At 40.8% G+C, this 12383-nt stretch carries 13 protein-coding genes and 1 riboswitch; of the genes, 5 read left to right on the forward strand and 8 right to left on the reverse strand.

The annotated features are described in order from the left end of the window. Positions 1-1206 precede the first annotated feature (1206 nt). The 3 genes from TY87_RS19615 to TY87_RS19625 all read left to right on the forward strand — a co-directional run bounded on the left by TY87_RS19615 (position 1207) and on the right by TY87_RS19625 (position 3227). A complete protein-coding gene (locus TY87_RS19615) occupies positions 1207-2118 on the forward strand; it encodes a Shedu immune nuclease family protein (RefSeq protein ID WP_198432145.1) in 912 nt (303 codons plus the stop codon). Positions 2119-2217: 99 nt separating this feature from the next. Further along, entirely contained in the window at positions 2218-2676 is a 459-nt protein-coding gene (locus TY87_RS19620; RefSeq protein ID WP_100188358.1) for a hypothetical protein, read from the forward strand. Positions 2677-2768: 92 nt separating this feature from the next. Further along, entirely contained in the window at positions 2769-3227 is a 459-nt protein-coding gene (locus TY87_RS19625) for a hypothetical protein (protein WP_100188359.1), read from the forward strand. A gap of 366 nt (positions 3228-3593) precedes the next feature. On the opposite strand, the gene TY87_RS19630 is transcribed toward TY87_RS19625, so the two are convergent. The 4 genes from TY87_RS19630 to TY87_RS19645 all read right to left on the reverse strand — a co-directional run bounded on the left by TY87_RS19630 (position 3594) and on the right by TY87_RS19645 (position 5623). Beyond that, positions 3594-3884 (reverse strand): type II toxin-antitoxin system RelE/ParE family toxin, encoded by a 291-nt coding sequence (locus tag TY87_RS19630; protein WP_100188360.1) that lies wholly within the window; start codon positions 3882-3884, stop codon positions 3594-3596. Then, the gene (locus TY87_RS19635; protein ID WP_100188361.1) at positions 3877-4098 is read right to left on the reverse strand and encodes a TA system antitoxin ParD family protein; all 222 of its coding nucleotides are present in this window, start codon (positions 4096-4098) and stop codon (positions 3877-3879) included. The genes TY87_RS19630 and TY87_RS19635 overlap by 8 nt, the downstream gene beginning before the upstream one ends. A 490-nt stretch (positions 4099-4588) precedes the next feature. Beyond that, positions 4589-5176, reverse strand: a complete 588-nt coding sequence (locus TY87_RS19640) for a 3'-5' exonuclease (RefSeq protein ID WP_100188362.1) — start codon at positions 5174-5176, stop codon at positions 4589-4591. 27 nt (positions 5177-5203) lie between these two features. Further along, positions 5204-5623: an Rpn family recombination-promoting nuclease/putative transposase gene (locus TY87_RS19645; RefSeq protein WP_072837741.1), complete on the reverse strand. Its 420-nt coding sequence runs from the start codon at positions 5621-5623 to the stop codon at positions 5204-5206. A gap of 111 nt (positions 5624-5734) precedes the next feature. On the opposite strand from TY87_RS19645, the gene TY87_RS19650 reads away from it, so the two are divergent. Further along, complete coding sequence (locus TY87_RS19650) at positions 5735-6139, forward strand: NUDIX hydrolase (RefSeq protein WP_072837740.1); 405 nt, start codon at positions 5735-5737, stop codon at positions 6137-6139. Between the two features lie 53 nt (positions 6140-6192). On the opposite strand, the gene TY87_RS19655 is transcribed toward TY87_RS19650, so the two are convergent. Then, positions 6193-7389 (reverse strand): MFS transporter, encoded by a 1197-nt coding sequence (locus TY87_RS19655; RefSeq protein WP_072837739.1) that lies wholly within the window; start codon positions 7387-7389, stop codon positions 6193-6195. A 114-nt stretch (positions 7390-7503) separates the two neighbouring features. On the opposite strand from TY87_RS19655, the gene TY87_RS19660 reads away from it, so the two are divergent. Then, a complete protein-coding gene (locus tag TY87_RS19660) occupies positions 7504-8391 on the forward strand; it encodes a LysR family transcriptional regulator (RefSeq protein WP_100188363.1) in 888 nt (295 codons plus the stop codon). Between the two features lie 64 nt (positions 8392-8455). On the opposite strand, the gene TY87_RS19665 is transcribed toward TY87_RS19660, so the two are convergent. From TY87_RS19665 to yegD, 3 genes are all read right to left on the reverse strand, one after another. Further along, positions 8456-9127 (reverse strand): energy-coupling factor ABC transporter permease, encoded by a 672-nt coding sequence (locus TY87_RS19665; protein ID WP_100188364.1) that lies wholly within the window; start codon positions 9125-9127, stop codon positions 8456-8458. A gap of 83 nt (positions 9128-9210) precedes the next feature. Next, positions 9211-9438, reverse strand: a riboswitch (cobalamin riboswitch). A gap of 162 nt (positions 9439-9600) precedes the next feature. Continuing rightward, positions 9601-10668: an FUSC family protein gene (locus TY87_RS19670; RefSeq protein WP_425435097.1), complete on the reverse strand. Its 1068-nt coding sequence runs from the start codon at positions 10666-10668 to the stop codon at positions 9601-9603. A 167-nt stretch (positions 10669-10835) separates the two neighbouring features. Next, entirely contained in the window at positions 10836-12200 is a 1365-nt protein-coding gene (yegD, locus tag TY87_RS19675) for a molecular chaperone (protein WP_100188365.1), read from the reverse strand. Between the last annotated feature and the right edge of the window lie 183 nt (positions 12201-12383).

Raw genomic sequence — 12383 nt, forward strand, 5'->3', positions numbered from 1 at the left:
CAAGACGATTTTTATCGTAAGGCATAGATTGTTTATTCGGTGGGAGATAGCTCGTCAAACAATGACTCTGAAACTCCATAAAGTCGCGCAACTTCGTCGCGTCGAACTGACTTCATAATGGAAACTGGGGGGCGTAGGGCACCATGAGCGAAGCGTAATGTGCCGCTGAAAGCGAAGCTTTCATTGTGAAGTAGGTCGCGGCTTCAGCCCGACGCGGAATTGACGTTCCATTCAAACACTTTGTATTCCCAACCTTTATTCCGCCCTGCTGGGCGTGTTATTTTTGCCAATCGATGCAAAAGTAACCAAAAAATCTTTTGTCGGGCTGTCGCCCAAACTTCTGATTCACTTTGTTTATTATTAAGTTTGGCAAGACGATTTTTTATCGTAAGGCATAGATTGTTTTTACAGGCTTAAGGAAGAGTATTTTTAACTGCCCCTGCAACTCCATAGGGTCGCGCAATCAGGATTGCGTAGAACTGACTTCATCTGTGATGCAGCTCTTTCGTAGGGCATCATAAGCGCAGCGTAATGTGCCGCTGAAAGCGAAGCTTTCATTGTTTCCACTAAAAACCCCTGCGTAGATAAGTCCTTCCCGCGAAGGCGGGAATCAATCTCTTATGGGCTAGGATAAGAAACTACCTTTTTTTGACTGAATTTTAAAAAGCAATTTATGGGTGTATATGCAGTTTATTTTTACGGTTGCCAAATTTTGGCTCGGTTTGCCAGTTTTGAATAGTCGTGTTTTGCGTATTTGTACTGGCAGCAAATTAAAAAGTCTCCTAATATCAATGAATAAGCATATCGGAAGACGAAATAATATGCTGGAGATAAATGCGTAAACGCGCATGCTCATTTTTTCAGGATTTAATTTCTTCTTCAGAAGCTTTGAAATTAGCTCAATTCGCACTTGCGATAAAAATATTAGTTCATTAAATTTTTTTCATAAAAACGGAGTCAATATGGATGATTTCACACTACCACCATTGACTGATGAGGATGTCATTTTAAACTCTAGGTTAGAACATTTGTATAACCCATGATTTTGGTGGAGGTCGTTTTTTTCAAGTTATTTTTTCAGACCAAAATGAAACTCATGTAAAATTAGCAGCAAGAACTTCTTTCAAGGTTATCTATCTTAAAGATAAAGACAATATTGAAGGATTTGAAATTATTAAAGTGGTCTCTGGTAAAGAAAAAGAACGCGTGAAGTTATCTAAGTTTAACTTGGAACAACTTACTTGTTTCTTAGAGTTCATACAGGAGCTGGACTTCAAAGATATTACTAAACGCCGAATATCATTAGCCGATGACGAATTAAGCATTTTAGATTCGGAAACCAAAGCAAAAGTCGCCACTTTGCTTAGTGGTGAAGATGGGGGAGACTTGGTTTACGATCTATTAGATAAAGGTCTAATTACAAATCAAGATCTTGTTAATACCGGTTACAGAAAGCACCAATTAGAGGTGTTTGAGTCGTTATTATATAAAGATGGCTTGTCAGCATATAAAGAGCAAATAGATACACCAAACACTAAAGATGAAACAGCTTGGCAGCATTTTTTCAGTTCCAATGAATGGATATTTGGTTACGGCCTAGATTATCGATTTCAAGGAATCCTTCAAAAAGAATTTCATGCTTCAACGTCAAATGCTGCAGGTAAAGATGAAGTTATATCAGACTTTCTATTGGGTGATAGGAGATTTACTACTTTTGTGGAGTTGAAACTACCGACTACGAACTTATTCAATAAGTCAAAAAACAGGTCTAATTGTTGGAGTTTATCAAATAACCTTATCGATGCCTACTCACAAATTCTAGAGCAAAAAGCTAGTGGTCAAATTAAAATTGAAACTACCAAAGAGCTTATAGGTGATGACTATGAAGAAATTAAGCAAAAAGCTTATGACTCTAAAACCATATTGATATTGGGATCTTGGTCAGAAATAAAAGATGACTCTACCGGAATTAAGCGGATTAAAGAAAAAACGTTAGAATTGTTTCGTAGAGACTCAAGAAATGTAGAACTAGTTACTTACGATGAACTCTATGATAGAGCGAGATTTATAGTACATAATGAAAAGCATGCAAAGCAAAACCAACAATCGCAATCATAGCGTCTCGTGCGAGACGTGCATGTTGCGAACGTTCAGAAGCCCCATTCGACACAACCGCAATATTTCTTGCAGCGTTAACCTGAAATAAGCAGAGAGAACATGTTTTCAATCATAGATCTTCATCATGACTACTTACTTATCTCAAAAATGAAGATTCCAACAAAAAGAAAAGCACGATTAATTACTGAACTATTAGCCGAGTCAGATAACCCTTGGAGAGTTATAGGTATCACGGAAAAGGCATTTAAAGTGTTTTCTGAGAACGATTTTGATCGAATCCCTCGAATGAGGATTAATCGAGCTCATCTTGTTAACAGGATTGAGACTTTTACCCATCTTTTTGAAAAAATCTATACTGATCCAAATGAATGGTGGAATTATTATTATGATCGAGATAAAACAATATTATCTACTTCATCTGAAAACATGACAAATGATCTTTCTAGCATAATATATTTTGACCGCTTTGACTTTTTTAATGTGAAAGATAATTTATTCAAAACTGTTGGCTTTACATGGTCTTATAGTAAAAAGAAAGAAAAGCAATTTCTTATGTAATTGGCAAAAGAGCTAAATGCATAACAAAGCACTCAAGCCGACTGCGCTAACGCGCAGTCGCTGAGTTTAATCGTTAACCATCTGGGAGAGATATGTCCGAGTATAAGCTTATGAAAGAAATCATAGATCTTTCAGTATCCAAGGTTTGGGATGCCGCGAAGCTCGAATGGTCGTTGGCACAAATATATGAGGCAGATGAGCCTGAACGCTGTTTGTGTGGCCACTTCCCAATCATTGAAATATGTATATTACAAAACAATCATAATCATAACCAAGCTACGCTTGGAAACTGCTGCGTTAAAAAGTTCATAGGACTGCCTTCGGATAAAATATTCCAAGCTGTTAAGCGTGTGCGTAAAGATAATGAGAAATCACTCAATGCCGAAGCTATAATCCATGCATATAGAAACGGCTGGATTAATGAGTGGGAGTACAACTTTTCCATCGATACTATACGGAAGATAAAACTGTCAGTGAAACAGCTTCAAACACGCGTCAAAGTGAATGAAAAAATGCTGTTCAACATGCGTCGTGGCAATCAAAATGGTTAACAAGGTAATAAAAAATCGCCAGCAAAAGGCGCAGGCTTGACTCACTACCGCTCACCTTTATTGCGGCGTTATGTTTTTAGGAAAATTTTGTGGAAATAACAATTAAAACAATTAGGGCCAGATGAAAATTAAACATGTTAGTGACAATTAAGCTCAGATAAAAATTAAACATATTTGTCTGACCATAATGCTCAACGGCGCATCACGCTTCGCTCATGACGCCCTACGTTTTTGTTCTCCATCCAACAAAATCTGTTCACGGGTTTTATGTTAGTGAGCCGATTTCGCCAATCTATGGAATTTCAGTATCAATCTCCCCCTTTTTAGCACCATCCGAAACAATCTATGTCTTCATTTCATAGCTTCTCAAACAATATTTCTCACATCACGATAAAAATTTTCATGACTACCTAACGCCATGAGTTCGAGTGTAAGGGTGCCATCTTCGTAGCTGTAGCCAAGTAATGTAAGTTGTTTCACCATGTTAAATTTATAGACACGAAGGAAGGATAAATCGCCTTTCTTTTGTTGCCCTAGAAGCGGATCTTTAATCAATTCTCTGATCGCGTTATCTAGATCCACTTTTTGGTTTTTATGCAGTTTTTTTACCGCTTTTTTAAAGGTAGTTGTTTGAAGAACTTGAGTAATGTTAGCCAAAGCTATAAGCCTCAAGTTTTCCGGCTTCTTTTTCCGCTTTGGCAATGATGGCTTGTTTTACAAATTCATAAGGTAAATCAGGATTATCTTCCATCATTTCACCGATTTTCGCCCAGTGCTCAATTTGCTTAGGTGTTGTTCGGTTTAAGGCTTTCGCCATGATGGCCGCTTTATCAACCAGCTCTTGGTCAAGTCGAATACTTGCTGTAGACATAATAAAATCTCCTAAGTGTCATACAAGAACTGTAGCAAATCGCCACAAATGCAGCAACACGCATCAACCACATCCCCTCCCGAAAGAACAATTAAGCCCAGATAATAATTAAACATGTTTGTCTGACCATAATGCCTAACGACGCATCACGCTTCGCTCATGACGCCCTACGAAAAACCAGCATCACTGATGAACTCAGTTCGACGCAACGAAGTTGCGCGACTTTATGGAGTTTCAGAGTCATTGTTTGACAATCTATCTCCCACCAAATAAACAATCTATGCCTTACGATATAACGAGCGTAGGTAGCAATCATGCACTTATGAAGAAAATCAGGCATTAAAGATCTTAAAGCGAATTTTTGGTTACTTTTTGGGCGCTTGCAAAAAGTTACCCGCTCAGCAGAGCGGAAATAAAGGTCGGGAATACAAAGCGTTTGAATGGAACCAATAACCCCATCTTCCGTCTTCCCCTTGAAAAGGGGAAGAGACTAAGGCCTCGATGAAACCAATGCCCTCTCCACACATATAGCCGAATGCGCATCATTAGCTGCATAAAGAATCTGGTTTTCTTTCAGTGGATAAGCGCCCCAGTTGGATTTTTGGGCGCCTTTGCCAAGGCGTTTTCCGAGTACCATGGCGACGGCGGCGCGGGCGCCGATGCTGTTTTTCTCTCCGGCGAGTTGCTTTAAGGTGACAGACAAATCTTGCGTGTTGGTGATATCGATGTTGAGTTTGTTACGCAGTTCTTTGTTGTCGTCTTTTATACCAAAGCCGATTTTTTTGATCTTCGAGTTGGTTAGTATTTCCTTGGCCGCAGCGACAGCCGAAGGAAATCGAGTTGGGAATAGGAACGCTTTTGACTCTGTCGCCAGTTGGATGAGCGATGGGCCTGGGCTAACTTGACCTTTCTGGAAAATCGGTTTGCTTTCGGTATCGAATCCGATAGAAGTCTCGTTTTCTAGCTCTTTTATGGCTTGTGCGGCATCAAGTTCGTTTTCAACGATGTAGATGTCGGAAAGACCAAGGCCAATATATAAGGGTAATTCGCTGATCTGTTCCTTGGTAGGACGTTCCATTCTTTGTCTCTTTTCTCTCTTGTTTCTTTAAGCTTTTTTCAGATCAAATAGCACGTCGTGGATTTCCGCTTTTAGCTCTTTATCAATGATTTTATTGCTGTGAATTTTAGCTTGTTCAAGGTATTCAATGGCACTAGCGTTATCGCCAAGCTCTATTTTTAGTTGAGCGGCAGCGAAGCCAATGGAGGATAGATAGTCTTTTGAGTTGATTGCCGCGGCTTTTTCTAAAGCTTTATCGTAGATAACAATCGCCTGTTCTAAATCGTCGGTAAAGTCACCAAGGGTTTCCCACTGCACTGGATGATCTTTGTCTGTGCCGTCGTTGTCGTCACAGATGACTTTCAATTCTGCATAATAAGCATCAAAGCCCGCTTGGTCTTTTTTGTTAGCACAAGTCATGAGTTCTTTGGCTAAAAAAAGCACTTCTTTGTATATTTTAGTGTTCATATTTCACTCTGTTTGAAGCATTCGATTATGTAATAACGAGTATGGTAATTTTAATAGACTATTTATGACAGCTTTTCGCTGGGTTCTTAACAAATAATAGGAGTTATCTAAATGCAAGTTCATGAATGTGTCTCTTTTATATTGCTAAAAGACGATCAGGTGTTGTTAGAGAAACGCGCCAAGGACAAGGAGTATGATCCAAGTCTGATTGCTATTCCTGGCGGTCACATGGAGCTGGGGGAAACACAGGAACAGGCTTTGTTACGAGAGCTAAAAGAAGAGCTAAATATTGTCCCAAAGTCTTATGTTCACTTGTGCTCTCTTTATCATCCAACAGGCGAGCTTCAACTCATTCACTATTACGTTGCTAATCGTTGGGAAGGTGAAATATTGTCTCTAGAGGCAGACGAAGTGAGTTGGCATTCACTTAATTCCAATCCTCTAGATATTGAGGCAGATAAAGTGGCATTGGCAGAGTATCGAAGACTTAAAAATGCAGGCGTTGAATTAGGTTAACAACGCCCTTTGTTGAGCTTATGTACAGCTCAACAATTAGATCAACGACGCAATCAATAGCTCTGCGCTTGCACGGCTTTTTGTCCTCGAATCAAGCTAACTCCCGCCAATACGACGACACCCAATACTAACCAAGATCCCATGATGACGCCGGTCCAGCCATCCGCTTGCCAGAAAGGATCAAGATAAAACCCGCCAAGACTGGCGCCTAGATAATAAAACACTAGGTACAAGGAAGATGCGCTGGCTTTGGCGTGTTTGGCGTTGCGGCTCACAAAACTACTAGTCGTTGAATGACACAAAAAGAAGCCAAAGCTGTTTATCAATAAGCCCACTATGATCGCCAATAATGAATCACCAAGAGTGACTAAAGAACCAAACATGAAAATACAGGTACCTAGTACCATAATGTTTGGCTGACTCCAGCGTTTGGCAAGTTTGCCCGAAATAGCTGAACCCAATGTGCCTGACAAGTAGGTAAGGAAAAGCAAGCCAACATATTTAGCGGTTAAGTTATAAGGTGCGGCTTCCAAAACGAAGGTCACGTAGCTGTATTGGTTGATAAAAATGAAGAAGCTAAAACCACCGATGAAATAACTGGTTAATAAGCGACGATTCTGCAGATGGCTCTTCATGTTCATCAAGATATGACCAACGCGTAGCGGTTTTGCTTCGAAATGTTGTGATTTTGGTAATAGAAAGAAAAAAGCCAATAAACAAATCAGACTAATAACACTCATTACCCCAAAGGTTGCGGAACGCCCTAGCCATTCACCAACAAAACCACCAATCAGACGACCACCAATGCCGCCTAACGTGTTTCCGCTGATGTACAAGCCAACAGCAACCATCAAAGCTTCTGGTGTATATTCGTCGCCCAAATAAGCAACGGCAATAGCAGGCAACCCAGCTAGAAAAAAACCTTGCAGGGCACGCAATGCCAATAATGATTCGTAACTTTGTACTAGGGACAAACAAAAGGTGGTTAAAGTAATACCAACCATGGTCATCACCATAATCCCTTTGCGACCTAAGGCATCTGAAATTGGACCGTAGAAAAGCAAGGATATGCCCAACGTAAGAGTTGTAATAGTAAAGCTACCGCTAGCTTGCAGTGGACTAATAGAAAACTCGTTAGCGATCATGGGTAACAAAGGCTGCGTCACGTACACATTGGCAAAAATCATAAAAGAGCCAATGACTAGAGCCAAGGTTCCTCGCCAAAATACCGAACTACCTACTTCTATCACAGCAAAACTCCACAGACATCAAAAACAAATCAAACAAATATTATTGCGATACTATACGCCTCGCCATTTTATCAATAAAATATATTCATTTTATCCAATCCATAAGGGTTATTGATGGACATTAAGCCGCTACGTTATTTCATTGCCATCGCAAAAACAGAAAGCTTTACCAAAGCAGCCCAGCAGCTTGGCGTTGCTCAACCCGCTGTTAGTATGGCAATCAAAAAACTAGAAGCGGATTTGGGCCTAACCTTAATCCATCGGGCAGATCGAAATATTGGTCTAACTGACGAAGGCAAAAAGCTGCTGATACATGCAGAAAAAATCATTCAAGCTACCGATGATGCCTTATTAGAAATGAGCGAGCTAAAAGGTTTGAGCCAAGGCGAAGTACGAGTGGGAATTCCTAGTATGCTGGGCTCCTATTACTTTCCACCCATTCTGATGGCATTTCGTCATAAGTACCCCACTATTATGCTCAAAGTGATCGAAGGCGGAACCTGGCAGCTGCAAAAAATGCTCGAAAATGGCGAATTAGATCTTAGTGTTATCGTTGCTGAAACGCTCCCCGATGGTTTGGAAACTCAAGCGCTGATCCGAGAAGAAATGCTCGTCACAATAGCAACTGATCACCCTTTCAGCCAACTAGAAAAAATCTCACCAGAGGCATTTTTCGATGAAGAGCTTGTCATGTTTAAAGAAGGTTACTTTCATCGCCGTATCGTCGATAAGCTGGCTAAAGCCTGTAAAAAAACGCCCAAAATTGGTTTTGAAACCAATTTGATTCCATTGATCAAATCCATCACTCAGCAAGGCTTTGGCATCTCTACTTTACTCGCCATGGTTATTGAAGAAGACGATGACCTCATCACTCGTTCTTTTGATCCACCAATCTGGCTAGATCTTGGTATTGCTTGGCGCAAAGACAGTTACTTATCGAAAGCCAACCGAGCTTTTTTGGAATTTGTTAACGAGCATGGTCGATATAAACGCCGACAATAAAAAAATGCCCGCTCTGTTTCTACTATAGGTAAACAGAGCGGGCATTTGGAACTGTGCTTTCTACTTAGTTAAACAAACGCGTTTCAAACAAAGACGAGTTCTTAAAGCGATGTAAGCTTTTCGCCCCAGCCAATACGGCAAGATCTAGAATCGGCTCGATCAGTACAACACTAAGGTAAGCCATACCGAACGTCGCGACAGCCGCTACGTTCTCGGCACCGAAACCTTGTCCATAAAACGCCCAAAAAGCCACCCAAGCGACAATACCGCCTTGGTAAGTTAGGGACAGTTTCAATGCTTGCTTGTAGCTAATATCGACATAAGCCGTATTCTCAACAATCGTACGACGGGCAACAGCAGACATGGCAAACAGAGGTAACAATAAGGTCGTCACGTTCATGCCATATTGAGGCAGGTCAAACTGAGCAAAGAAGACTCCTTGCGTTAGCAAACCTAATATCAAGCCAACAGAAGCTGCGGCTGGGCCAAAGATTAGAAACAGCGTTGAACCTAATATGAGATGCACTTCAGACACTCCGACGGCGTGATGAGGCAAGAGTTCAAAAAAGGCAAAAACAAAAAGTGTGGTCAAAGTACTACGACCGATTAAAGACATAAAGCCGTCTTTTTTTATCATGTCGATAGAAGCTTTAGCAGAAAATCCAAAAGCGGCCAACGCTGTAGCGTAACTCAAAACGATTTTTGCGCCGTCAACGACGCCAGGTTCAATATGCACTATGTGCCTCCAAAATATGCTTCATACTCACCCGTATGATTCAAATTAACGGACTTTCGCATGACAAAGCTTGCCGACAAGAAAAGTCCTAATTAATGAAGGCCGGTCTCCGGACTGATAAGTGTTTTGCAGATCTGTATTTCTAAAACTCTCGTCCCTTCCCATTCAAAGATATTTCTATCAATGGACAGTGGGAGTAAGAAAAATACATCACTTATTTACCGTTGCGGGGGCAGTACAGGGATTGCTTAACAAAGAGCGCACCTGTTTCCCGTTTCACCCATTAGGGCACCTTCACAAGAACTGGTATTCATTATTTTAATGCAAGATTAATAACCGATTACCAGAGATTCGAAGCGTACGGTTTAACTTAAATTTAAGCAACTAAAGCGATGGAAATACTGAACGCTTAACGAACACCCTTCATACAAAGAAGAAAGGCATTCATCTAGGTTTGTTAGTCTGAAAAAGTTTTAAGAAGGTTTACGTCCAGATAAAGAACTGCGAGCATTCATACGCGACTCAATATTCTTCAGCAAAGATGTTCGATGAAAGATAGTTCCGCCAATAATTCCAATAGCACTACCAATAGAAATATCGACCAATCGATGCTCTAGTAAAACGGCAGTACTCATATTAGCGCTAGTAAACTCAGCCATAATGACCGTTAACGGAGTAATAAAAATCACCGCTGCGCCGTAGTTTTTGACGATCAATAATTCCACGACAAATTGAAAGAAGATCATGCTTAACGCTAAAACCCAATAATTCGGCTGCAAAGAAAACAAACACCAAGCGACACCCATACCAATTGCGGTACCAACAATGCGATGAACATTTCGGTGCCAGATCATTCGATAAGTGGCACCTTGTAAAATAGCCGCACATGAAATAGGTACCCAAAGTGCGTTAGGTAAAGCCAGTAACACAGCCAATAAATAAGAGAAAGATATAAAGAAAGCCACTAATGCGCCTTCTAAAATAATCGCATTCACCTGAGTGTCTGTTTCAACTTTTGTTGCTGGTAAATCATTTGCGCCTGTCATTAAGCTATAAATAAACGCCAGACCACAAGATAGCATCCCACCCAAAGCAACCATGCCGATATTCGATGACCATTTACCTAAATCAAAAGGTAAATAAATCGCCAACGCGGAAACGAGAATAAAGAAAAAGCTACCTGGAGGCGGTAAGCGATAATATCGAGTAATAACAATAGCGCCAAAGGACAGCGCCCCAAGAGCAAAAGCTGCAACGTAAGAGTTAAAACTGGACAGAGAACCAATGGTAAAACACACCATAAAGCCAAATGAGCACATGGCTAGCGTCACCATTCGATGTGCAGTACGCGTTTTAGGCAAATACAAAATGACCATTGCCCCTAAGCTAGACAATGTCGCCACTGCGAATTGGTCTGTCGCCGCGCCAATCAAGGCAGGAATACCAACACAGACTGCAGCAAGGACCGCCAGGTGCCAGGGACGCTTAACATCACTCCACGCAAAAAGATCTCTTATTTGAATTAATAAAGCGTTAAACAAGTGCATACCCCGTGAATAATGTTTAGTAGATAAACATTATATCAGCATTATCTTTGCTCAATAATGGAAAAACTAAAGTTACTAGCGACATCAATTCGATAGATCCCCAGGATAAAAAACCAAACTTTTTATCAAATCAAAGTGTTTGAAAAGATAAAAAACCACCTTTATCTAAAGATACGCTCAGACCATACCGTTAAGCCTGCCGCCACACTGCCAAAGTGGTCGCCATCCAAAACAGGAATATCACCAATACGTTGTTGAATAGCCTCACGAATCACCGGGGATTTTGCCGAACCACCTGTCATATAGATCAAATCTGGTTTCTCACCTGCCTGCTCTATCGCAGCAGTCATCAAGTTCAGCATTTTTTCTAAAGGTGAAGCAATTGACTTCGTCAGTTCCTCACGAGTAACAGTAGCAGTTAACTCCGATTCAATATAATCCAATGAAGCAAGATAACTCTGAGCATCAGATAAGGCTATTTTCGCCTCTTCTGCACTACGCACGATATGATAGTTATGTTTTTCTTCTCGCATGCGCAAGAAGCGCTCAATCAACTTTGGCTGTGCAGCATCTAAACGTAGCTGATTTATTTGATTCTTTGTTTCCATACTATTAAAGGTCGCGATGGCAGACACATCATTCGTTGTGACTGCATTCCAATACAGTTGAGTCGGCATTGGCAACCCCGTCTTAAGTAGCGAACCCATACCAAATAACGGCATAAAGTGTTTGCCTGCAATCTGTATGTCTAAATCATTACCACCAATTCGTTCACCAGTGTGAGCTAGAAAATCACTACGACGGTCTTCTTTTTTGAGGTAGTCAGGCCCCATACGAACCATCGCGCAGTCGGTGGTACCACCACCAATATCCACAACCAATACGGTTTTATTCTCAGCCAGTTTCACTTCAAAATCCAAACCAGCAGCAATCGGTTCATACAGAAACTCAATTTCTTTAAAACCTGCACGTTTACCTGCTGTCGTAAGGATCTCAAGCGCTTGACGGTTACTGACTTCTGCATCAAGACCTTGAAAATTGACAGGACGACCAATGACGGTATGAGTAATTTCTGCACCCAAGCTTTTTTCGGCGCGCTGTTTGATGTTCTGCATCATCACAGTCACAACGTCTTCAAAGAAATGAATATGCTCGGAACGCAGTCCAGCGCCACCTAGAAATGACTTAGGCGATTTTACGAAGTAGCCTTCTTCAGGCCATTGAAAGTATTCGTCAAACGCAGCGCGCCCAAAAAATAACGTTTGGTCTTCATCTGCAATATCTTCTTCATAACGCGCACGCTTAGCCCGTGTTAAAGCATTCATACGCAATTCTGCGAAGGCTTGTCTTGAATGAATATCTTGAAGGCCTCTTCCGACCGCTTCGGTAATCAAGTCTCGATCTAAAGCGTATAAAGTAGACGGTAAAAAAGCATGTTCTCCTTCTAAAGCGACCAAACGCACAGCCGAATCTTGCACAATACCTAATGCACAATTTGATGTTCCGTAATCAAATCCACAAATCATCTAATATTTACCTGTTATCGCTAATAGAAAAGGGTCGCGGACGATAACAGAAAGATTCAAAAGTATCAAAACTATCAAGTCACTATATCCCCATAGCAAGCCTATTCTAAATAATAGAGAATGCTCATTCTTTTAAATTTACTTAAATACGGCACACAAGATAGTTAGTGTACCTAATATATT

It is taken from the genome of Marinomonas sp. BSi20584 (assembly GCF_002792415.1).
Lineage (GTDB): Bacteria > Pseudomonadota > Gammaproteobacteria > Pseudomonadales > Marinomonadaceae > Marinomonas > Marinomonas polaris.

What these genes read in the sequence shown, in the direction of transcription:
- TY87_RS19620 (WP_100188358.1), top strand. Translation starts at nt 2,218, where the DNA reads ATGTTTTCAATCATAGATCTTCATCATGACTACTTACTTATCTCAAAA.
- TY87_RS19625 (WP_100188359.1), top strand. Translation starts at nt 2,769, where the DNA reads ATGTCCGAGTATAAGCTTATGAAAGAAATCATAGATCTTTCAGTATCC.
- TY87_RS19635 (WP_100188361.1), bottom strand. Translation starts at nt 4,098, where the DNA reads ATGTCTACAGCAAGTATTCGACTTGACCAAGAGCTGGTTGATAAAGCG.
- TY87_RS19640 (WP_100188362.1), bottom strand. Translation starts at nt 5,176, where the DNA reads ATGGAACGTCCTACCAAGGAACAGATCAGCGAATTACCCTTATATATT.
- TY87_RS19645 (WP_072837741.1), bottom strand. Translation starts at nt 5,623, where the DNA reads ATGAACACTAAAATATACAAAGAAGTGCTTTTTTTAGCCAAAGAACTC.
- TY87_RS19650 (WP_072837740.1), top strand. Translation starts at nt 5,735, where the DNA reads ATGCAAGTTCATGAATGTGTCTCTTTTATATTGCTAAAAGACGATCAG.
- TY87_RS19660 (WP_100188363.1), top strand. Translation starts at nt 7,504, where the DNA reads ATGGACATTAAGCCGCTACGTTATTTCATTGCCATCGCAAAAACAGAA.
- yegD (WP_100188365.1), bottom strand. Translation starts at nt 12,200, where the DNA reads ATGATTTGTGGATTTGATTACGGAACATCAAATTGTGCATTAGGTATT.